The sequence below is a fragment of the Pseudomonas sp. PDM31 genome (genome assembly GCF_019218965.1).
Classification (GTDB): domain Bacteria; phylum Pseudomonadota; class Gammaproteobacteria; order Pseudomonadales; family Pseudomonadaceae; genus Aquipseudomonas.
Map to the genome: position 1 here is coordinate 236,803 of NZ_JAHUWS010000006.1, position 22,623 is coordinate 259,425.

General features: G+C 60.2%; 19 protein-coding genes. 13 read left to right on the forward strand and 6 right to left on the reverse strand.

Annotated features, from left to right (window positions below; translation table 11 throughout):
• The first annotated feature begins 29 nt into the window (after nucleotides 1-29).
• The 10 genes from KW839_RS14240 to KW839_RS14285 all read left to right on the forward strand — a co-directional run bounded on the left by KW839_RS14240 (nucleotide 30) and on the right by KW839_RS14285 (nucleotide 13,898).
• Nucleotides 30-1,199, forward strand: coding sequence for an alginate biosynthesis protein Alg44 (locus KW839_RS14240; RefSeq protein ID WP_060539508.1), 1,170 nt, complete (start codon nucleotides 30-32; stop codon nucleotides 1,197-1,199).
• Between the two features lie 15 nt (nucleotides 1,200-1,214).
• On the forward strand, nucleotides 1,215-2,720 hold the full coding sequence (gene algK / locus KW839_RS14245) for an alginate biosynthesis TPR repeat lipoprotein AlgK (RefSeq protein ID WP_218424680.1): 1,506 nt from the start codon (nucleotides 1,215-1,217) through the stop codon (nucleotides 2,718-2,720).
• Nucleotides 2,717-4,207, forward strand: a complete 1,491-nt coding sequence (locus tag KW839_RS14250; protein ID WP_218424681.1) for an alginate export family protein — start codon at nucleotides 2,717-2,719, stop codon at nucleotides 4,205-4,207. The genes algK and KW839_RS14250 overlap by 4 nt, the downstream gene beginning before the upstream one ends.
• Before the next feature lie 26 nt (nucleotides 4,208-4,233).
• On the forward strand, nucleotides 4,234-5,823 hold the full coding sequence (algG, locus tag KW839_RS14255) for a mannuronan 5-epimerase AlgG (RefSeq protein WP_060539506.1): 1,590 nt from the start codon (nucleotides 4,234-4,236) through the stop codon (nucleotides 5,821-5,823).
• Nucleotides 5,824-5,833: 10 nt separating this feature from the next.
• Entirely contained in the window at nucleotides 5,834-7,282 is a 1,449-nt protein-coding gene (locus KW839_RS14260) for an alginate O-acetyltransferase (RefSeq protein WP_218424682.1), read from the forward strand.
• Between the two features lie 8 nt (nucleotides 7,283-7,290).
• Complete coding sequence (locus tag KW839_RS14265; RefSeq protein ID WP_218424683.1) at nucleotides 7,291-8,412, forward strand: mannuronate-specific alginate lyase; 1,122 nt, start codon at nucleotides 7,291-7,293, stop codon at nucleotides 8,410-8,412.
• A gap of 396 nt (nucleotides 8,413-8,808) precedes the next feature.
• Entirely contained in the window at nucleotides 8,809-10,374 is a 1,566-nt protein-coding gene (locus tag KW839_RS14270) for an MBOAT family protein (protein WP_060539503.1), read from the forward strand.
• Between the two features lie 11 nt (nucleotides 10,375-10,385).
• Nucleotides 10,386-11,561, forward strand: coding sequence for an alginate O-acetyltransferase (locus KW839_RS14275; RefSeq protein WP_218424684.1), 1,176 nt, complete (start codon nucleotides 10,386-10,388; stop codon nucleotides 11,559-11,561).
• A gap of 14 nt (nucleotides 11,562-11,575) precedes the next feature.
• Entirely contained in the window at nucleotides 11,576-12,232 is a 657-nt protein-coding gene (locus tag KW839_RS14280; protein WP_060539501.1) for an alginate O-acetyltransferase AlgF, read from the forward strand.
• A gap of 214 nt (nucleotides 12,233-12,446) precedes the next feature.
• Nucleotides 12,447-13,898 (forward strand): mannose-1-phosphate guanylyltransferase/mannose-6-phosphate isomerase, encoded by a 1,452-nt coding sequence (locus KW839_RS14285; protein ID WP_218424685.1) that lies wholly within the window; start codon nucleotides 12,447-12,449, stop codon nucleotides 13,896-13,898.
• 81 nt (nucleotides 13,899-13,979) lie between these two features.
• On the opposite strand, the gene KW839_RS14290 is transcribed toward KW839_RS14285, so the two are convergent.
• Both KW839_RS14290 and KW839_RS14295 read right to left on the reverse strand, forming a co-directional pair.
• Nucleotides 13,980-14,522 carry a hypothetical protein gene (locus KW839_RS14290; RefSeq protein WP_218424686.1) on the reverse strand — a complete coding sequence of 181 codons (543 nt, stop codon included), beginning with the start codon at nucleotides 14,520-14,522 and terminating at the stop codon, nucleotides 13,980-13,982.
• A 3-nt stretch (nucleotides 14,523-14,525) separates the two neighbouring features.
• Nucleotides 14,526-15,278: a hypothetical protein gene (locus KW839_RS14295; protein ID WP_218424687.1), complete on the reverse strand. Its 753-nt coding sequence runs from the start codon at nucleotides 15,276-15,278 to the stop codon at nucleotides 14,526-14,528.
• Nucleotides 15,279-15,489: 211 nt separating this feature from the next.
• Between KW839_RS14295 and KW839_RS14300 the strand changes: the two genes are divergently transcribed.
• The 3 genes from KW839_RS14300 (at nucleotide 15,490) to KW839_RS14310 (ending at nucleotide 17,353) form a co-directional block, all read left to right on the forward strand.
• A complete protein-coding gene (locus KW839_RS14300) occupies nucleotides 15,490-15,954 on the forward strand; it encodes a multidrug transporter (RefSeq protein ID WP_218424688.1) in 465 nt (154 codons plus the stop codon).
• A gap of 34 nt (nucleotides 15,955-15,988) precedes the next feature.
• Entirely contained in the window at nucleotides 15,989-16,813 is an 825-nt protein-coding gene (locus KW839_RS14305; protein ID WP_218424689.1) for an SDR family oxidoreductase, read from the forward strand.
• A 141-nt stretch (nucleotides 16,814-16,954) separates the two neighbouring features.
• A complete protein-coding gene (locus tag KW839_RS14310; protein WP_060539497.1) occupies nucleotides 16,955-17,353 on the forward strand; it encodes a DUF4440 domain-containing protein in 399 nt (132 codons plus the stop codon).
• A 107-nt stretch (nucleotides 17,354-17,460) separates the two neighbouring features.
• Here the strand turns inward: KW839_RS14310 and KW839_RS14315 are convergent, their stop codons facing one another.
• From KW839_RS14315 to KW839_RS14330, 4 genes are all read right to left on the reverse strand, one after another.
• Entirely contained in the window at nucleotides 17,461-18,324 is an 864-nt protein-coding gene (locus KW839_RS14315) for an HlyD family secretion protein (RefSeq protein WP_218424690.1), read from the reverse strand.
• 24 nt (nucleotides 18,325-18,348) lie between these two features.
• Entirely contained in the window at nucleotides 18,349-18,549 is a 201-nt protein-coding gene (locus KW839_RS14320) for a DUF1656 domain-containing protein (protein ID WP_015096751.1), read from the reverse strand.
• The gene (locus KW839_RS14325; protein WP_218424691.1) at nucleotides 18,539-20,755 is read right to left on the reverse strand and encodes an FUSC family protein; all 2,217 of its coding nucleotides are present in this window, start codon (nucleotides 20,753-20,755) and stop codon (nucleotides 18,539-18,541) included. The genes KW839_RS14320 and KW839_RS14325 overlap by 11 nt, the downstream gene beginning before the upstream one ends.
• A 147-nt stretch (nucleotides 20,756-20,902) precedes the next feature.
• Nucleotides 20,903-22,414 (reverse strand): efflux transporter outer membrane subunit, encoded by a 1,512-nt coding sequence (locus tag KW839_RS14330; RefSeq protein WP_218424729.1) that lies wholly within the window; start codon nucleotides 22,412-22,414, stop codon nucleotides 20,903-20,905.
• Between the last annotated feature and the right edge of the window lie 209 nt (nucleotides 22,415-22,623).

Consider the following 22,623-nt stretch of genomic DNA (forward strand, 5'->3'; position numbering starts at 1 on the left):
CTTTTTGAATTAACCAGGAAATCGCCCTTATGAATACCGCCGTCAACGCCAACGTAGTGCATGAATCCGAAGCCCAGCGCCAGCACGCCCGCGTGAAAATCCCGGCCAAGCTGCGTTTCTTCGGCCCTGACCGGACTCCGGTCGAAGCCCGGGTGATCGACCTGTCCGCCGGTGGCCTGGCGTTCAATGCCGGTCAGCTGCCATTGAAGATCGGCGACAAGTACAAGGCCCGTCTGCAATTCGTCATCGACAACCTCGGCCTGGCCATGGACGTGGAGTTGCAGGTGCGCTCCTACGATCGCGAAACAGGTCGTACCGGATGCCAGTTCCAGAACCTGGAACCGCAGGACATCTCGACCCTGCGCCACCTGATCACTTCGCACCTGGCCGGCGACATCGTCACCATCGGCGAAGTGCTGGCGACCCTGCAGCGCGACAACTTCACCAAGGCGCGCAAGATCAAGGACGGCGGCCACGGCATGACCGCCTTCGGACGCATGAAAGCCGTGACGTTCAGCCTGGGGATTTTCGTGGTGGGCCTGGCCGCGTTCGGCTTCATCTTCAAGTCGGTGTACGGCATGTACTTCGTCAGCCACGCTCAGGCTGGTCTGGTCAGCGTGCCGGGCGTGAACATCACCATGCCGCGCGACGGCACCGTGCAGAGCCTGGTGAAAGCCGACGGCGTGGCCGCCAAGGGCGCACCGCTGGCGACCTTCAGCACCAGCATGCTCGACGTGCTCAAGGGTCATCTGGAAGACGATCAACTGGCCCCTGCCAAGGTTGAAGAACTGTTCGGCAAGCAAATGACCGGCACCTTGACCTCGCCGTGCGACTGCACCGTGGCCCAGCAAATGGTCGCCGACGGTCAGTACGCCAGCAAGGGTGACGTGATCTTCCAGTTGGTGCCACGCAACAGCGAAGCCAACGTTGAAGCACGCTTCTCGTACCGCCAGTTCGGTGACGTGCGCCCGGGCACCGCCGTGCGTTTCCAGATCGCCGGCGAAGACCAGACCCGCACCGGCAAGATCGTCAGCAGCACCAGCCTGAAAAGCGCCGACCTGTCCTCCGACATCCGCGTCCTGATCCAACCGGACGACGCCCTGGACAGCACCCTCGCCGGCCGCCCGGTGGAAGTGAGCAGCGACCGTGGCCCGAACCTGAACTGGCTGATCGACAAAGCCATGGCTGCTGGTCTGTAACCGGAGGAGATGCACGTGACGACGCCAGATCTTGTGAACACACCACATCCCCTGTGGGAGCGGGCTTGCTCGCGAATGCGGTTCAACATTCAAAATCAATGCCGGCTGACACACAGCTTTCGCGAGCAAGCCCGCTCCCACATGGGTTCACTGTGTGCAGTTGCATTGGCGGTGAGCCTCGCCGGTTGCGCCGGCCTGCCCGACCAGCGCCTGGCCAATGAAGCCCTCAAGCGTGGCGATACCGCGCTGGCGGCGCAGAACTATCAGCAACTGGCAGACCTGGGTTACAGCGAAGCCCAGGTTGGTCTGGCCGACATTCAGGTCGACAGCCGCGACCCGGCGCAAATGAAACAGGCCGAGGCGACTTACCGCGCAGCGGCCAGCGTTTCACCGCGGGCCCAGGCGCGTCTGGGTCGTCTGCTGGTGGCCAAGCCCGGCTCCACCGAAGCCGAACAGCACGAAGCCGAGACCTTGTTGAAAAAAGCCTCGGCCGCTGGCGAAGGCAACACCCTGATCCCGTTGGCGATGCTGTACCTGCAATACCCGCACAGTTTCCCCAACGTGAATGCCCAGCAGCAGATCAGCCAATGGCGCGCTGAAGGCAAGCCGGAAGCGGGCCTGGCGCAGGTGCTGCTGTATCGCACCCAGGGCACTTACGACCAGCATCTGGATGACGTGGAAAAAATCTGCAAGGCTGCCCTCAACACCACCGACATCTGCTACGTCGAACTGGCCACGGTCTACCAGAAAAAAGCCCAGCCTGAACAACAGGCCGAGCTGATCAAGCAGATGCAGGCCGGTCACGCCCTCGGCAAAGTTTCCGCTCAGCGTGTGGATAGCGTCGCCCGCGTCCTCGCCGATTCGACCTTGGGTACGCCTGACGAAAAAACCGCAAAGTCGCTGCTCGAACCCATCGCTCCTGGCTACCCGGCATCCTGGGTCACCCTCGCACAACTGCTCTACGACTTCCCTGAACTGGGCGATGTCGACCAGATGATGAAGTACCTCGACAACGGCCGCGCCGCCGATCAGCCGCGCGCGGAGCTGTTGCTGGGCAAGCTCTACTACGAAGGCAAAATGGTCCCGGCCGATGCCAAGGTCGCCGAAGAACACTTCCAGAAAGCCGTCGGCCGCGAAGTCGCCGCCGATTATTACCTCGGCCAGATCTACCGCCGTGGCTACCTGGGCAAAGTCTATCCGCAGAAGGCACTGGATCACCTGCTGACCGCTGCGCGCAACGGCCAGAACAGCGCCGACTTCGCCATCGCCCAACTGTTTTCCCAAGGCAAAGGCACCAAGCCTGACCCACTCAATGCGTACGTCTTCAGCCAATTGGCCAAGGCGCAGAACACCCCGCAAGCCACCGAGCTTGCACAAACACTCGAAGCCCAACTGCCGCCTGCGCAGCTCGCCGAGGCCCAACGCCTGTTGAAACAAGAACAGAGCGTTCGTGGTGCCTTGAGCCAGAACACGCTGCAACTGCACGCCCTGCAAGAAGAAGACGGCGAGGAATCCCTATGAAATTGAATCCATTCATGAAGGCCGGTATCGGCCTCACCTTCGCGCTGATCTGGTCTTGCCCGACACTCGCTGCGATGACGGAAGAAACCAAGAATTTCGGCCTGGACGTGAAGATCACCGGCCAGTCCGAAGACGACCGTGACCTCGGCACCCAGAGTGGCGGCGACGTCAACGGCGTCGGCCTCGACCTGCGCCCGTGGGTCTATGGCGAAAGCGGTGCGTGGAGTGGCTATGCGATGGGTCAGGCGGTGACGTCCACCGACATCATCGAGACCGACACCCTGCAGCAAGCCGGCAGCGACGGCACACAGAACACCGAAAACGATGACCGCAAGACCAAGAAGAACTACCTGGCGATGCGTGAGTTCTGGGTTGGCTACAGCGGCTTCACGCCTTACCCTGGCGAGATCCTGAAGTTCGGTCGTCAGCGCCTGCACAACGACGACGGTCAATGGCGCGACACCAACATCGAAGCCCTGAACTGGACCTTCGACACCACCCTGCTGCGCGCCAACGCTGGTATCGCCGAACGTTTCAGCGAGTACCGCACCGACCTGAAAGAGCTGGCACCCGAAGACAAGGATCGCCTGCACGTCTACGCCGATGCCGAGTACCAATGGACCCCGGGTCACTGGGCCGGCATTCGCGGTCATCACACCCACGATGACGGCAAACTCGACTATGCCGAACCCGGCGTTCCCGCCGATTCGCTGGACAAAAAACAGAACGGTGACATCAGCTGGCTGGGCCTGCAGGCCAACAGCGACGCCTATAACTGGCGCAACACCAACACGGTCAACTACTGGGGCAGCATCACCGGCATGAGCGGTGATCGCGATACGGTCAACCCGCTGAACGCCGATGGCACGGCTCCCGCGCAAGCCAAGCGTAGCGGCGATGTCGATGGCTGGGCCACCGATATCGGCGTGCGCCTGCGCCTCGATCCGCAATGGCAAGTCGGTGCCGCCTATGCCCGCGCCAGCGAGGATTACGAGCAAAATGGCCTGGAAAGCAACCGTTCGAACTACACCGGTACCCGCTCGCGGGTGCACCGTTTCGGCGAAGCCTTCCGTGGCGAAATGAGCAACATGCAGAGCGCCACGCTGTTCGGTTCGTGGATGCTCAACGACGAATACGACGCCAGCCTGATCTATCACAAATTCTGGCGCGTCGACGGCAACAAGCCGGTCGGCAGCAATGGCATCGACGCCGTGCAGAACAACACCGACGACGTCACTGGCGCCGTACTGTCCAGCACCTCCCTGCCGCTGGCCGATGGCGAAAAAGACCTCGGTCAGGAAATGGACCTGGTGGTGACCAAGTACTTCAAGCAAGGCCTGTTGCCAGCGTCGCTGAGCCAGTCGATCGATGAGCCAGCGGCCCTGGTGCGCTTGCGCGGCGGCGTGTTCAAGCCCGGCGATGCCTACGGCAAGGATGTCGACTCGTACATGCACCGCGCGTTCATCGACGTGATCTGGCGCTTCTGATGCACATTGCGAAGGGAGTCCCCCAGATGAATCATCAAGCCAGAAAAGGCTCGATCAGCCTGTTGGCCGGCGCGATGCTGCTGGCCAGCGCGACTGCCTTCGCCAATGTGGAGCCGGCAGCTCCTCAACCAGGCAAGCAGGCGACCGTGGCCAAGGAGCTGCAACAGGCCAAGACCTACACCGTCAGCAGCGCACCTATCGCACCGCTGGAACTGGCCACGCCAAAACTGCCGGATGTGTCCGGCTACACCGCCGAAGCTGTCGCAGCAAAAGTGGTGCGCAGCAAGGCCGGCAAGATCAGCGTGCGCCGGATGATGCAGGAAGACGCCCTGAAGGACTTCATCGGCGGCGACAACAAGATGGCCGAGTGGGTGGTGCGCCAGCACGGCATTCCGCAGGCGATCTTCATCGACGACGGCTACATGAACCTCAAGGACTTGGCGAAGAAGCTGCCCAAGCAGTACTTCAGCGAAACTTCGCCGGGGGTGTTCCTGGCCAAGTTGCCGATCGTGGTCGGCCAACACGGCATACTCGAAATCGACCAGCAGACCCAGGAGTTGCGCCTGTCCCAGGAGGCCGGTTCGTTCCTGGTCAACGACGGCCAGTTGTTCGTGCGCGATACCAAAATCACTGGCTGGAGCGAGAAGGCAAACGGCCCGGCGGCCTTCAAGTCGGCCAAGGAATTCCGTCCTTTCCTGCTGTCCTGGGGCGGTACCGAGACCTACATCGCCAACAGCAAGATCGCCAGTTTCGGTTACGCCAACAGTAAGTCCTATGGCGTGAGTATTTCCCAATACACACCGAACATGGCCAAGGTACTCAAGCGTCCCGAGCCGACCGGCTGGATCGTCGGTTCCGAGTTCTCGGACATGTGGTACGGCTTCTACTGCTATGAAACCCGCGACTTCGTAGTCAAGGGCAACACCTACAAAGACAACATCGTCTACGGCATCGACCCACACGACCGTTCCCACGGTCTGATCATTGCCGACAACACGGTGTTTGGTACCAAGAAGAAGCACGGGATCATTATTTCCCGTGAGGTCAACGACAGCTTCATCTTCAACAACCGCAGCTACGACAACAAGTTGTCGGGCCTGGTGATCGACCGTAACAGCGTCAACAACCTGATCGCTCACAACGAGATCTACCAGAACCACACCGACGGCATCACCCTCTACGAGAGTGCCGACAACCTGCTGTGGGGCAACAAGGTCGTCAGCAACCGCCGCCACGGCATCCGCATTCGTAACAGCGTGAACATTCGTCTGTACGAAAACGTCGCCATGGCCAACGGCCTGACCGGGGTCTACGGCCACATCAAGGACCTGAGCAACACCGACCGTGACATCAAGCTCGACCCGTTTGACGCCCAGGTGTCGCTGATCGTGGTCGGCGGTGAACTGGCAGCCAATGGCAGCGGCCCGCTGTCCATCGACTCGCCGTTGAGCGTCGAGCTGTATCGCGTGTCCATGCTCGCCCCGACCAAATCCAGCGGCATCAGCTTCTCGGGAATTCTCGGTGAGCGCCAGGATGAAATTCTCGACCTGCTGGTGCGCCAGCAGAAAGCCGTGCTGATCGACCCTGTCGAACGCCAGACCGAAATGCAGGACTGAGGATAATTTTATGCACCCACACCTGATCAAATTTCTCAGCCTGTCGGCCCTGACCGCCGGCATTCTCGCAGCCAGCGGCGGCGCCCGCGCCGATGATATCCAGGCACCGAAGTTCAGCGCCGAACCCTGCTGCAGTCTGTGCCCAGCGGCCCACGACGCGAAGAACTACACCACGCGTTATCAGCAGAACTTCACCACACTGGTGCAGGCCCAGGGTGACTGGTTGTTCCGTACGCAAGAAGACTTGCGCACCGAATTCGACACCACCCCCGCCGGCTACAAGCGCATGAAGCAACTGCACGATGCGTTCAAGAGCAAAGGCGTGGAACTGGTGGTCGTTTACCAGCCGACCCGTGGCCTGGTGAACCGCAACAAGTTGAACCCGGCGGAAAAAGCCAGCTTCGATTTCGACAAGGCACTGAAGAACTACAAGACCATGCTCGGCCGTTTTGCGCAGATGGGTTACGTGGTGCCGGACTTGTCGCCGCTGACCAACGAGTCGCTGCCCGACACCCTGCCCGCCCACGATTTCTACTTCCGTGGCGATCAGCACTGGACGCCGTACGGCGCCCAGCGCACAGCGAAAATCGTCGCTGAGAAGGTCAAGCAGATCCCGGCTTTCGCCGACATTCCCAAGCGTGAATTCGAGACCCACAAGTCGGGTCGCATGGGCAAGACCGGAACATTGCACAACATGGCCGGTCAACTCTGTGGCACCAGCTACGCGATCCAGTACATGGATCAATTCACCACCGAGCCCAAAGGCGAAGCGGGCGATGGCGACCTGTTCGGCGATTCCGGCAACCCGGAAATTACCCTGGTCGGCACCAGCCACAGCGGCAAGAACTACAACTTCGCCGGTTTCCTCGAAGAGGCCATCGGCGCCGACATCCTCAACGTGGCATTCCCTGGCGGTGGCCTGGAAGGTTCGATGCTGCAGTACCTGGGCAGCGAAGAGTTCCAGAAAAACCCGCCGAAGATTCTCATCTGGGAATTCTCGCCCCTGTATCGCCTCGACCAGGAAACCATCTACCGCCAGATGATGGCGCTGCTGGACAACGGTTGCGAAGGCAAGGATGCGCAGATGTCCGGCAGCACCACCCTGAAGCCGGGCAAGAATGAACTGATGGTCAACAGCAAAAACCTGAACCTGCAAAACGGCAACCACCAGGTCGACATCCGCTTCGCCGACACCTCGGTGAAAACCCTGCAAGCCACCCTCTGGTACATGAACGGACGCCACGAGGACATCAAGATCGACAAACCGGAAACCTCCGACACCGACGGGCGTTTCGCCTTCGAGTTGCGCACGGATGAAGACTGGGCCTCGCAGAACCTGCTGGCCGTCGAAATCCAGGGGCCTGAAAACGCCACCACGCCACAGAAAGTCGAAGCGAAAATCTGCAAACGCAACGTATTCCCGGGCGCGGAGCAACGTACCGCTTCGGCCGGGCAATGAGGTCTGCCATGCGAAATCCGAAACTTGCAAATCTGTTGGCTCCGACGTTACTGAGCCTGGCGATGTTTGCCGGCGCTACGCAAGCTGCTGCGCCACTGCGTCCGCCACAGGGCTATTTTGCGCCGATCGAGAAAGTCAAAACCGGCGACAAGAGCGAAGGCTGCGATGCAGTGCCGACGCCGTACACCGGCTCGCTGCAGTTTCGCAGCAAGTACGAAGGCTCGGACAAGGCCCGTTCGACCCTGAACGTGCAGTCGGAAAAAGCTTTCCGCGACAGTACTGCGGACATCACCAAAATGGAGCGCGGCACCAGCAAGCGGGTGATGCAGTTCATGCGTGACGGTCGCCCGGAACAACTGGAGTGCACCCTGACCTGGTTGACCGCTTGGGCCAAGGCGGATGCATTGATGTCCAAGGACTTCAACCACACCGGCAAGTCGATGCGCAAATGGGCGTTGGGCAGCATGGCGTCGTCCTACATCCGCCTGAAGTTTTCCGACTCCCATCCGCTGGCCAACCATCAGCAAGAGTCGCAGCTGATCGAAGCGTGGTTCAGCAAGATGGCCGATCAGGTGGTCAGCGACTGGGACAATCTGCCGCTGGAAAAAACCAACAACCACTCGTACTGGGCCGCCTGGTCGGTGATGGCAACTTCCGTCGCCACCAACCGCCGCGACCTGTTCGACTGGGCCGTGAAGGAATACAAGGTCGGCGCCAATCAGGTCGATGCCGAAGGCTACCTGCCGAACGAACTCAAGCGTCAGCAACGAGCGCTGGCCTACCACAACTACGCCCTGCCGCCGCTGGCGATGATCGCCAGTTTCGCCCAGGTCAATGGTGTGGACTTGCGCCAGGAAAACAATGGCGCCTTGAAACGCCTGGGTGATCGCGTACTCGCCGGGGTAGAAGACCCGGATGAGTTCGAGGAAAAGAACGGCAAGAAACAGGACATGACCGACCTGAAAGTCGACTCGAAATTTGCCTGGCTCGAACCGTTCTGCACCCTCTACACATGCGCGCCGGAGGTGCTGGAGAAGAAGCATGACATGCAGCCGTTCAAGACCTTCCGCCTGGGCGGGGATTTGACCAGGGTCTACGACCCGGCGAATGAAAAGGGGAAGGGCTCGTGAAAGGCGAAAGGCAAGAGCCCCTCACCCTAACCCTCCCGAAACGTCGGACCGCCCACAGGGAGAGGGGACTGACCGAGGGGGATGTGCAAGCTCCGCCGACCTGAAAGATCGAGGCGATCTCAGGTTCTGAAAACGACCGGGATCAGACGCCTCCTTGAGGAAAGGCTGCCCGTTTTAGCTGAGGCAATTTACCGCGACACGAAATACCGAGCCGGTCTCAATTTTTGCAGCAACCGGGATCAGGCTCCCTCTCCCTCCGGGAGAGGGCGGGGGGTGAGGGTAAGGTCTGAAGGCCACCCACAACCTTCAAGGAAACACCGTTTCACCCCTCCACTACCACGGGGGGTTTGGGGGGGCTATGGCCCTTGACTGTTGGTTAAACATGGAGAGATCGGGATGGTATTTTCATCCAACGTGTTCCTGTTCCTGTTCTTGCCGATCTTTCTCGGCTTGTACTACCTGAGCGGGCAACGCTATCGCAATCTGCTACTGCTGATCGCCAGCTACGTGTTCTACGCCTGGTGGCGTGTGGACTTCCTCGCACTGTTCGCGGCGGTCACACTGTGGAACTACTGGATCGGCCTGAAAGTCGGCGCCGCCGGGGTCAGGACCAAACCGGCGCAGCGCTGGCTGCTGCTCGGCGTGGCCGTCGACCTGTGCATCCTCGGCTACTTCAAGTACGCCAACTTCGGCGTCGACAGCATCAACGCCATGATGACCTCGGTGGGCCTGGAGCCCTTCATTCTGACCCACGTGCTGTTGCCGATCGGTATCTCGTTCTACATCTTCGAGTCGATCAGCTACATCATCGATGTCTACCGTGGCGACACCCCCGCGACCCGCAACCTGATCGACTTCGCGGCCTTCGTGGCGATCTTCCCACACCTGATCGCCGGTCCCGTGCTGCGTTTCCGCGACCTCGCCGACCAGTTCAACAACCGCACCCACACCCTCGACAAATTCTCCGAGGGCTGCACGCGGTTCATGCAGGGTTTCATCAAGAAAGTCTTCATCGCCGACACCCTCGCGGTGGTGGCCGACCACTGCTTCGCCCTGCAAAACCCGACCACGGGTGATGCCTGGCTCGGCGCCCTCGCCTACACCGCGCAGTTGTATTTCGACTTCTCCGGATACAGCGACATGGCCATCGGCCTGGGCCTGATGATGGGTTTCCGCTTCATGGAAAACTTCAAGCAGCCGTACATCAGCCAGTCGATCACCGAGTTCTGGCGCCGCTGGCACATCAGCCTGTCGACCTGGTTGCGTGACTATCTGTACATCACGTTGGGCGGCAACCGCAAAGGCACGCTGATGACCTATCGCAACCTGTTCCTGACCATGCTGCTCGGTGGTCTGTGGCACGGCGCGAACATCACCTACATCGTCTGGGGTGCATGGCACGGCATGTGGCTGGCGATTGAAAAGGCCCTGGGCCTGAACACTTCGCCGCGCAGCATCAACCCGATCCGTTGGGCACTGACCTTCCTGCTGGTGGTGATGGGCTGGGTGATCTTCCGCGCGGAAAACCTGCACGTTGCCGGCCGCATGTACGGCGCAATGTTCAGCTTTGGTGACTGGTCACTGTCGGAACTCAACCAGGCCAGCCTCACCGGCCTGCAGATCGCAACATTGGTTGTGGCCTACGTGACCCTGGCGTTCTTCGGTCTGCGCGACTTCTACAGCAACCAGCCACCGGTGAAGACCAAAACCGCCGTGAACGTCGACAGCGACGGCCCGGCCGCCACCGAACCTGGCCTGATCAAGGCAGCACCTGGGGATAACCCGGCGAGCATCCACCAGCCTGGCTACACCGTCGGCGTCGAAGCCCAGGTGCAACCAGCCTACTGGACCGCCGACTGGTCGCGCTACGTGATGCGTGCGCTGGTGCTGCTGCTGTTCATCGCCTCGATTCTCAAACTCTCGGCGCAAAGCTTCTCGCCGTTCCTTTACTTCCAGTTCTGAGGGATCTGACCATGACCCGCTCATTACGCATCTTCTACATCGCCCTGTTCCTGGTGACCCTGCTGGTCCTGGGCCTGTGGTCGGTTCGCAGCTTCTTCGGCTTCAGCACCAACGCCGACGCGACGGTGCTCAACGGTCGCTGGACCAAGGCCGTGGAGACGCACTACGACGAAGAGTTTCCGATCAAGCGCCTGGGCACCAATCTCTGGGCGGCGCTGGACTTCAAACTGTTCAACGAAGGTCGTCCGGGCGTAGTGCTCGGTCGCGACCAGTGGTTGTACAGCGATGAAGAATTCAACCCGATCGTCAACGAAGAGCTGAACCTGCAAGGCAACTACGCGCTGGTCGAAGGCGTGCGCCAGACCCTCAAGGCCAAAGGCGTGCAACTGGTGATGGCGGTGGTGCCGGCCAAGGTACGCCTGTACCCGGAACACCTCGGTGAGGTGAAACCGGCCAGCATCCACGCCAATCTGTACCAGGACTTCCATCAGCGCCTGGCGGCCGAGCGGATTCCGGCTCCGGACCTGCTGGGCCCATTGCAGGCCGCCAAGAAAAACGGCCAGCAAGTGTTCCTGCGCACCGACACCCACTGGACCCCGGAAGGCGCCGAAGTCGCCGCCAACCGCCTGGCCAGAGTCATCGCCGACCAGTACCCGCTGAGCGGCGAACCGCAAAGCTTCGTCACCGAGCCGGCCGAGCAAGTCACCCACAAGGGCGACCTGCGTCTGTTCCTGCCGCTGGACCCGCTGTTCGAAAACCTGATGCCGGCGCAAGAGCCACTGCGCAAGCGCAACACCGTCGCCGCCGGCGACCCGCCTGCCGGTGATGACGCGCTGTTCGCCAACACCGAAGTGCCGGTGGCCCTGATCGGTACCAGCTACAGCGCCAACCCGAACTGGAACTTCGTCGGTGCGCTCAAGCAAGCGCTGCACAGCGACGTGGTCAGTTACGCCGAAGACGGCCACGGCCCGATTCTGCCGATGCTCAGCTACCTGAAAAGCGATGCCTTCAAGAACAGCCCGCCACAGGTGCTGATCTGGGAGTTTCCTGAACGATATCTGCCTGTGAACAACGAAATCGGCGACGCCGACCCGCAGTGGGTCGCAGAGCTTAAACAAGCCGGCGCGCGCCAGCAAAACGTCGCAATCAACACTAAATCCGAGACGCCCGACCGGGCGCAAAACTGAAAGAGAGGTACACCATGACTTTCACTACAACTCCTCGTCGTCTCGCAAAACGCATTGCTCTGGTCGCTGGCCTCAGCGTGCTGTCAGTCCAGGCTTTCGCCGCTGGTGACTCGGCGCTGTACGGCCCGACCGCACCGAAAGGCTCGACCTTCGTGCGCATCTACAACGCCAGCAACGCCGAAGTCAGCGCCACTGTCGGCAGCACCAACCTGAGCGACGTCGCGCCACTGTCCAGCAGCGACTTCAGCTTCATGCCGGGCGGCGACTACAGCGCCAAGGTCGGTAGCCAGAGCCTGCCGGTGAAACTGGCCGGCGACCACTATTACACCCTGGTCAACAACGCTAGCGGCGCACCGCAATTGATCGAAGAGCCGCCGTTCAAGAACAAGCAGAAGTCCCTGGTACGCGTGCAAAACCTGAGTGACAAGGCGCTGACCCTGAAAACCGCCGATGGCAAGACCGACGTGGTGCCGAACGTTGCGCCCAAGGGTCGCGGCGAACGTGAAATCAACCCGGTGAAAGTCAGCCTGGCGCTCTATGACGGCGCCACCAAAGTCGGCGACGTGAAACCCGTCGCCCTGGAACGTGGTGAAGCCGCCGTGCTGTACGTCACCGGCAACGGCAGCAGCCTGTCGCCGGTCTGGGTAAAACGCCCGGTATCGACGCGCTAACAAATTTCCCGGTTTGACCCCGATCTCCTTGTGGGAGCGGGCTTGCTCGCGAATACGGATTCACATTCAACGATGATGTTGACTGACCCACCGCTTTCGCGAGCAAGCCCGCTCCCACCTGGACCGAGGTGTCAGTCCGGACACGAAACAAGAACAAGAGTGAAACGACACAGCGTTCGTAGCTCTAACCAATCGATTTTATGGAGTAAACAATATGATTCCGGTGATCTTGTCAGGTGGTAGTGGCTCACGTCTTTGGCCGCTTTCCCGTAAGCAGTTCCCTAAACAGTTCCTCGCCCTGACCGGCGAACACACCCTGTTCCAGCAGACTCTGGAGCGCTTGGTGTTCGAAGGCATGGATAGCCCCATCGTGGTCTGCAACAAGGACCACCGTTTCATCGTCAGCGAGCAGTTGGCCGCGCGCAAACTGGAAACCCAGCGCATCCTGATGGAACCGTTCGGTCGCAACACCGCGCCGGCCGTGGCCTTGACTGCGATGATGCTGGTCAGCGAAGGACGTGACGAGTTGATGCTGGTGCTGCCAGCCGACCACGTGCTGGAAGACCAGAAAGCCCTGCAGCGCGCCCTGGCACTGGCCACCGTCGCTGCGGAAAACGGCGAAATGGTGTTGTTCGGCGTACCGGCCACCAAACCGGAAACCGGCTACGGCTACATCAAGTCGACCAACGATTCGCTGCTGCCGGAAGGCGTCAGCCGCGTCTCGCACTTCGTCGAAAAGCCCGACGTGAAACGCGCTACCGAGTTCGTCCAGTCCGGCGGTTACTTCTGGAACAGCGGCATGTTCCTGTTCCGCGCCAGCCGCTTCCTCGAAGAGCTGAAAAAGCACGATCCGGACATCTACGACACCTGCCTGCTGACCCTGGAACGCAGCCCGCAGGACGCCGACAGCATCACCCTCGACGAAGCCACCTTCGCGTGCTGCCCGGACAACTCCATCGACTACTCGGTCATGGAAAAAACCCAACGCGCCTGCGTCGTACCGCTGACCGCGGGCTGGAGCGATGTCGGTTGCTGGTCGTCGCTGTGGGAGGTGAATGCCAAAGACGCCAACGGCAACGTCACCAAGGGCGACGTGGTGATCCAGGACAGCAAGAACTGCATGATCCATGGCAACGGCAAGCTGGTGTCGGTGATCGGCCTGGAAAACATCGTGGTCGTCGAAACCAAGGACGCCATGATGATCGCCCACAAGGACAAGGTCCAAGGCGTCAAACAGATGGTCAACACCCTCAATGAACGGGGCCGCAGCGAAACCCAGAACCACTGCGAAGTCTATCGTCCGTGGGGTTCGTATGACTCGGTGGACATGGGCGGGCGCTTCCAGGTCAAGCACATCTCGGTCAAGCCGGGCGCGTGCCTGTCCCTGCAGATGCACCACCATCGCGCCGAGCACTGGATCGTGGTCAGCGGCACGGCTGAAGTGACCTGCGATGAAAACGTGTTCCTGCTGACCGAGAACCAGTCGACTTACATCCCGATTGCTTCGGTGCACCGTTTGCGCAATCCGGGGAAGATCCCGCTGGAGATCATTGAAGTGCAGTCGGGCAGCTATCTGGGTGAGGACGATATCGAGCGGTTTGAAGATATCTACGGGCGCTCGACGCCAATCGAGCGTGGGGTTTCGGTGAAGACCATCGCGCAGTAACACCCGGCAAAACAAGAAGCCCTCGTTCAGCCCACTGCGTCCCCTATCCGCAGTGGGCTGGGCGGGGGCTTTTTTACGGACTCATGAATGGACCGCAGTCCCCGTGTTCGAAGGGACACGTGGGGCCGGGCAGTTGACACGCTGTACCTGCCGAACGATGCAGACTGTGCTTTCTGTCAGGACCTCCACATATTCAATATCACCTTGCGTCCCGGGACGCCCCCAATATTTAACCGCCAGTTGTTCATTGAAATTAACGAAGGAACACTGATATTGCAGATCATGGGGCAGGAACAAACCAAAGTCACCACGGTGAATTTTCGCCGCATCATCAACAAGGAATACCTCGTAGATGATGCCGTCTGGAATTAAATATTCGCCATATTTTTGAGCCACCTGTAAATCTTCAAACAGAAAATTTGCATCAAGACGGGAGGGTTTAGCTGCAAAGCACTGCATCCGGAAGCTTTCGAAGATCAGTTCCCTGGAAAGTTTGGCGAGGTTACCTTCATCGCCACGAGGGCCAGTAGAACAGGATTCCCTGAGCCAGATTCCAAGCCCGCCGGGCTGAACTATCTTTCCCGCATTCAGACTCAAGCGACTTACATGATAATATGTTGTCATACATTAAATACCTATTACCGCAAGGCGCATCATGTATTGCCCTAGCTGCGCAGGAATGTAATCAACTTCGCTATGGCTCTCTAGAATATAAGCCTCGACACTGGCAACAAGCCCTGTATCAGACGCCTGTTTGTTGTAATAAAGCATTCCTTCAGTTGGACTGAAGGCTACATCATAGAACTGGCCATCCAATAGATTCTTGACATCACCTGCTCCCCAGCCTCTGGAAGTAGCGTTGATCGGATATATCCTGGAAAAATCAGCTCCCGCAATCAAAGCAGCAGCCCCGAGGCGCCGGCCGTCTTCGTACTCATAAGCAACGTTGTAATCAGGATCCTGAATCTCCCATGAGCCCGTGGTCGGATTCATCACCTCAAGATAAACATGCCCCATCAAGGCACCGGAGTACTTGGAAAATACGTAGATCGTTCTAGAGCGGATGCCTAGATCTCCAAGTATCGCTTGCATCGCCTCTGCGCGATTGCCACAAAGTAACTGAGGTCGCGTAGCCGTCGTGTCACCACTGGCGGTACGGTACAAACTTTCCAATACGTACGCATTGTCATTGCCATAAGTTTGGTACCATAGTCCGTCGCCATGGTCTGAATTCGCATAAACAAATTCTCTAGCTGCATCAATAATTGGCAGTTCGCGTGAGGCCGCATAAGCGTTGATTAGGGCAGACACCGAATCTGCTTTAACTACTGTTGAAAACAAAAAACAAAAAACACAAACCAAAGAACTGAATAACTTCATGATAAATCACAATTAATTTTTTTATATTTTTCAGAAGGCAAAGTCTGAAGTAGACGTCAGGGCTCACCACGTGAAGTCGTTTGAGCCAATCCTGCGCCGGGATCGAGACTGATAAAAATCAAAAATTGTCATTCATCCGCTCAAAACTCTCATAGTCAATCTCCTCCGCGCTTGGGTAGGATGACCATTCCCTGCCCGAGGTTTTTTTGTGATGTTCATCGGTGTCCTGCTGGTCATTACCTGGTTGGTCCTGTTGCTGCGCTATCCAGCCAAGGCCCTGCCGGTTTCGCTTGCGGCTGTGGTGGGTCTGGGGCTGGTGGCCACCTGGGTGATCTGGCTGGACAACCGTGAAGGCAAGCAATTGGCCCGCCTGGAGTTGCGCATCGCCTACGCGCCGGATCAATGTCCGGCGGATCGCCCCCTGCAACTGAAAATGAACAACGGCAACGACGTACCGCTGACCGAACTGCGTTGGCGCGTTGCTGCCTACGCACCGGGTGATACGGTCAACCTCGCCGACAATCAATACAGCGCACCACGCTATCGTGGTCCCGGTGAACTGCAGGCCGGGGCGAGTTGGGAAGACTGTTTACCAATACCGCCACTGCGGCCCGGCTACCGCCCGCAAACCCTGGAGTTTCGCGCCGAGCGTTTGCAAGGTAGTTTCTCCGACTGATCGCCTCTTCTTTTCGCTGCACAAGGACCGCGCCATGCCCGTTGCGTTGATTACCGGATGTTCCAGCGGCATCGGCCGCGCCCTGGCCGATGTGTTCAAGACTGCTGGCTATGAGGTCTGGGCCACTGCGCGCAGGACTGAAGATGTTGTAACTCTGGTTGGCGCAGGATTTACCGCAGTGCAGTTGGACGTCAACGACGGCCCGGCACTTGAAGCATTGCGAGAACGAATCAACCAGCTACACGGTGGCCTTGATGTGCTGATCAACAACGCTGGCTACGGCGCCATGGGCCCATTGCTGGACGGCGGCGTGCAGGCCATGCAGCGCCAGTTCGAAACCAATGTGTTCGCTATCGTCGGCGTGACTCGCGCACTGTTCCCGGTGCTGCGCCGGGCCAAAGGGCTGGTGGTGAATATCGGCAGCGTGTCGGGCATTCTGGTCACGCCGTTCGCCGGTGCCTACTGCGCGTCGAAAGCCGCTGTGCATGCCTTGAGCGATGCCTTGCGCATGGAGCTGGCGCCGTTCGGTATCCGCGTGATGGAAGTCCAGCCCGGTGCCATCGCCTCCAGTTTTGCCAGCAATGCCGGACATGAAGCCGAGCAACTGATCAGCGAACAATCGCCCTGGTTCCCGTTGCGCGAAGGCATTCGTGCGCGGGCCCGGGCTTCGCAGGACAACCCGACTCCGGCCAGTGAGTTTGCGGCTGGCCTGTTAAAGGCGGTACAGCAGAGCAAGCCGCCTCGGCTGGTGCGCCTGGGCAATGGTAGCCGGGCGTTGCCGCTACTGGCCGCGCTGGTGCCCAAGGGCTTGCTGGAATGGGGATTGATGAAGCGGTTCGGCTTGCGCGGGCAGCTCTGAGACCGGGTCGACACCTTCGCGGGCAAGCCCGCTCCCACAGTGATTGATGTCGTACACAAGTTTTGTGTTCAACATCAATCACTGTGGGAGCCTGCTCGCGATGACACCAGAACAGACACCATCAGAATTTCAGGAAACAAAATGACCGACTACACCCAATACTTCGACGAAGTGATCCAGGCTCACGTAGCCATCGAACAATGGCTGGCCGAGGAGCGTGATGCGTCGGAACTCGAACAACTGCTGGCACGCTTCTCACCACAATTTTCCATGGTATCGCCATTGGGCAGGGTGCTGGATTTCGACGCGCTGAACGAATTGTTCACCCAGGCTGGCGGAAAGAAGCTGGGCTTTCGCATCGAGCTCAGCGAGTTTTGCGGTATTGCCTTGCACGAAGGCGGAGCGACCCTGAGTTATCGCGAGCAGCAAACCGACGCGACCGGTCAGCATTCGGATCGCCGCTCGACCGTGGTGTTCGAGAAACAGGCGGATGGCAAGGTGGTCTGGCGGCACTTGCACGAGACGTTTTGCCAAGGCTGACGCAAACGCTGTGGCTTGGCGGGGTTTCTGTGGCAAGCCCCCTCGCCACAGGCAAACCGCTTGGCCACAGGCAGGCCCCCTGGTCACTGTGTCATTTGCCTTCGGGGTCAGTCACCGGCCGCAGACTTGACCACCACCGTACAAGTAATCCCCGCCGCCAGCAGCACCCCCTGCGGCACTTCATCAATGTGTATCCGTACCGGCACCCGCTGTGCCAGGCGCACCCAGTTGAACGTCGGGTTAACGTCGGCGATCAACTCGCGACTTTCCGGGTTATCGCGATCGTAGATGCCGCGTGAGATGCTTTCCACATGGCCCTTGAGCACTTCGCCGCTCATCAGTTGCATGTCGGCTTTATCACCCACACGCACATGGGGCAGTTTGGTTTCTTCGAAGAAGCCATAGACCCAGAACGAATTCATGTCGACCACAGCCATCTTCGCTTCGCCGATGCGCGCGTAGTCACCGCGATGCACGTTGAGGTTGGTCACGTAGCCATCCACCGCGGCACGCACTTCGGTGCGTTTGAGGTTGAGTTCGGCGGCTTCCAGCTGCGCCTGGGCCTGCTGGTAATCGGCCTGGGCCGCGTCCGCGAGGTTGCCGGCGTCGTCGCGGTTTTCCCGGGAGATTACCAGGTTGTCCATATCGGCACGGCGATGGGCGTTGACCTTGCGCATCTCCCAGGTTGCCTTGCGTGAGGCAACCAGCGACTTGGCCTGTTTCACCGCCAGCCGATAGTGCTCGGGGTCGATCTGCATCAGCAGATCGCCCTTCTTCACCAGTTGGTTGTCGCGCACCGGCACGTCCACCACTTCGCCGGTGACGTCGGCGGCGACGTTGATGATATCGGCGCGCACACGGCCGTCGCGGGTCCACGGCGTGTTCATGTAGTGCTCCCACAGGGTGCGGCCGATCCACAGCGCAAGGGCCAGCACCAGCAGGGTCGCGAGCAGGCTGAAAAACTTTTTCATCGGGGCATTCTCAGTGATAGAGAGTCAACGGTAAACAGTCAGCGCCATGGCGCCGAACAGACAGGTGAACAGGCTCAGGCGCAGCAACGCCGGGTGCCAGAAAAAACGGTACAGATCGAATCCGGACAGGAACCGGTCCAGCGCCCAGGCAAGCGCTGCCGCGATGAAGAACATCAGGGTCATGGTCGGCATGTACACGCCGTGGAAGGCGATTTCACGAGGCATGTGCAAGTCCTTGGGGCTTGGCAGTGGCGATGGCGTTGGCGTTGGCGTTGGAGAAGCCGGCGAGCGGCGATTGCGGGTCGAGCAACGAGGTGCGGATGAAGTGCAGATAGCTCTTCACCCGCCGCAACGCCGAGGTATCGAAGTGCGGGGCGAAGGGTTCATCGGTGGCCTGCACGCGACTGATTGCGTGGTCGACGGCAACCAGTGCGCGTTCAAGGTTGCTGCTGTTGGGTTGCAGAAACAGCCGCACCAGCGCACGGCCCATGACACGGATCGCCTGGCGCCATGGCTGGGTTTCGGTATACGCCGGATGCACCGGCAGGATCGCCTGCTCTTTGCGTAATTCGATGATCGCGTGGCCGACCTCCAGCACCACGAACATCCAGCGCAACAAGTCGCGCTGGACTTGCGGCTGCCCCGCCGCGAGGCCGTAGGCCTGATGCAGGAGATCGCGGGTGCGGCTTTCGAATCTCGACGCCAGGCCCTTGAGTTTGCCGCTGATGGCATACACCACCTGGCCGCGCAGATCCTGTTCCAGCCGTCGCCACAACCAGCGGCTGTTGGGCGGCAGAATGATTGCCCCCGCCGCCGCGCACACCAGCATGCCCAAGACCATGGCAATGTAGTCGTTGATGAAGGTGTAGGGGTTGTAGACGGTCAGGTTGTCCGGAACCGAACCGGTGCTGAAGAAGATCAGCAACCCAAGGCCGACGCCGGCATATTGCGGCCGCGAGGTGAGGAACGAGCCGAGTACGATCACCGGTGCGAGCATTACGCAGAGCAATGGAAAACCGTCGATCCATGGGTAGATGAAAAACATCTGGAAAAAGCCGATCAGCGCTCCCAGAAACGTCCCGCAGGCCATCTGGAATGCCATGCGTTTCGGGTTCGGCGTGGCGGCGGAAAGGCCCACTGTGGCAGCAGCAATCAGGGTCATGGTGGCCCCGCTTGGCCAGGCGGTAGCCACCCAATAGCTGCCCAGCACTAACAGGATGAACGCGGCGCGAATCCCCGACGCCGCAGCGGCCAGCCAGTTGGTTTGCGGGGTGAACGGTTCGTCCCAATGCTCGCGCTCGTGACTGTGCTCGGCCAGCGATGCGTGGGTCTGTGCATAACTGTGCAGGTCGTCGACGAAGCGATAGAGCAATTCATAGGCCGTGTGGAAATCCAGCAACTCGGCGTCACTCGGCCCGCTCTCCTGAAAGAGCGTGCGCAGGCTGCGGACCTGGGCCGGCAAGCTCTCCTTATAGGTCGTCAACGCCGTGACCAGACGGGCTGCATCGGCCGTGGTCAGGGAGCGGCCGCTAAAGCCGTCGAGCACCTCGGCAAGTTCGTGCAGGCCGGGTTTGATCGCTGCCACGACATGGTCGACGTCATTGCTGCGCAGGCGTTCGAGCAACTGGTGCAGGGCGTTGAAGCGCGTGGTGATGCCCATGAATTCGCTGTTCAACCGACTGAGCCGGCCGTTACGTCGGCGCATGTGCGGGTCTTCGAATACGGTGACACTGCGCAGCCCTTCCAGCCCCACCGCTTGCGCGATAAAGCGCACGTTGCCGGCCTCGAAAGCCTCGCGCTGACTGCGCCCGCGCAAGCCGTCGGTGACGAACAGGGCAAACACGCCGAAGCGTTGGTACAAGGCGTTGCGCATCGCCGCACTGGCGGTCTGCGGCAGGATCGCCGCGCTGACCAGTGTCGAGCAAAGTATGCCCAGGGAGATCTCCAATACCCGCCAGACCGCCGCCATGAATGCGCCATCCGGGTGCGCCAGGGCGGGCAAACCAACCATCGCCGCGGTGTAGCCGGCGAGCACGAAACCATAGGCGCGAAAGTTGCGACAACGGGCGGCACCGGCTGAACAGATACCGACCCAGATCGCCAGCGCGCCAAGAAACAGTTCGGTGTTCTGCGCGAACAAGGCAATCAGCGCCACCATCACCGCCGACCCGGCCAGGGTGCCGAGAAAACGATAGAAGCTCTTGGCGAACACTTGCCCGCTTTGTGGCTGCATGACGATGAACACGGTGATCATCGCCGTGCGCGGCTGCGGCAACTCCAGGCGCATGGCCAGCCACAGGGTCAGGAACGCGGCGAACAGCACTTTGAAGATGTAGACCCAGGTCACGCCATCGCTGCGTGCCCAGTCGAAGAAGCCCCGGCGCCATTCCAGGGAATACAGCCAGCGCAAAGGTGCGGGCAAGGGAGTCATCAAATTCTGCTCAAAGGTCAAAAATCTTGCGGCGAGAACTCGGTCCTTTTGGGAGCGGGCTTGCTCGCGAAAGCGGGGTGTCAGATAACATAACCGTCAACTGACACACCCTCTTCGCGAGCAAGCCCGCTCCCACAGGTTTTGCGTTCAATTCACGACGCTCTTAAGTAGAGCCGGGGTTTTCGGTGCTTGGGTCTGGCTGTCGTTCGGTACATCGTTGCCTGCTCCCAAGCCACCGCCGAGCGCCGTCACCAGTTCGGCATGGGCACTCAACCGCGCAGCCTGAACCTGCTGCTGGACTTGTTGCTGCTTGAACAGCAGGGTCTGGGCGTTGAGCACGTTGAGGTAATCGGTGAGCCCGCGCTGCCAGGCGATCAACGCGATGTCACAGGTCTTCTGCGCAGCGGCCACCGATTCGGCGGCGAAGGCTTGCTGCTTGTCCATGGATTCGCGGCGGATCAACTGGTCGGAGATATTCTTCAGCGCATTGACCAGGGTCTGGTTGTATCGCGCTACGGCAATGTCATATCCGGCCGAGGCTTCCCCCAGTTCGGCGCGCAACCGCCCGCCGTCGAAGATCGGCAGGGAGATCGCCGGGCCGACGCTGTAGTTGAGTTTCTTGCCGGTGAGGAACTCCAGCGCCCCGCCGCCGGTGGCCATGTAGCCGAGACTGCCGACCAGATCGACGTTGGGATAAAAACCGGCATGGGCGACTTCAATGCCCCGCGCTTGCGCCGCCACTTGCCAACGGCTGGCGACCACGTCCGGACGCTGGCCGAGCAGTTGCGCCGGCAGCGACGACGGCAGTTTCAATGGCGCATCCAGCGACAGCATCGGGCGCTGCAACTGCGCGGCCTGCCCCGGGCCGAAACCTGCCAGGGCGGCGAGCTGATTGCGGCTCAGGGCGATTTCCTCGTCCAGGGCATCAAGCTGGCGATGACTTTCCGGCAGCGGCGTGCGGGCCTGGCTGACTTCGAAATGCGTGCCGATGCCGCCGCTCAGGCGCTGCTGCGCCAGCTCAAGGATTTGCTGTTGCTGCTGCTGTGTTGCCTGGACGATGTCCCGCTGCGCGTAATGCAATGACAGTTCGATGTACACTCGTACGATATTGTTCTGCAGTTCGAGCCGGGCCTGGCGTGCTTCGGCGACCGTCATATGCGCCATGTCCACGGCACGCTCGCTGGCATTGCTTTCGCGGCCCCAGAGATCCAGGGCATAGCTCAAGCCCAGGGCGGCGTTGTTGTCCCAGGTGGTGGAATTGGCCAACTCGCCCGGCCCGTAGAACTGATCGGTGGGCCAGTTGTGGCGCTTGAGGGTGGACTCGCCATTGATCTGCAGCGACTCGGCAGCCTCGGCGATACCGGCCATTGCCCTGGCCTGACGTACCCGCGCGGCGGCCATGGCCAGGGTCGGACTGCCCTGCACGGCGAGCTCGATCCAGTGGCTCAGTTGCGGATCGCCATAGGCCTGCCACCATTGTGCGGTGGGCCAATGCGCATCCTGGGCGGCGCTCTGGATGGCTTCGTCGGTGGCCAGTGAACTGGCCTCCAGCGCCTTGCCTTGTGGGGCAATACCTCCGGTTCCGATGCAGCCGCTGATTGCCAGGGTTAAAGCCAAAACAATGAGCGGTTCAAGCGCTCTGCTGATGCGACGCGGCACTGCTGCGATTTCCTGAAGATAGAGGGGAGCCATGAGATTTTCTGGAAACCGGAGATCCGCCTTTGTGGGAGCGGGCTTGCTCGCGAAGGCGGTCTGTCAGTCAACATCCGTGTTGAATATGATGCCCTCTTCGCGAGCAAGCCCGCTCCCACAGGTTATGCGGCGGTCGAGCCCCAGTTGCCAAGTTGCGCAATTCTATTGGGCGGCCT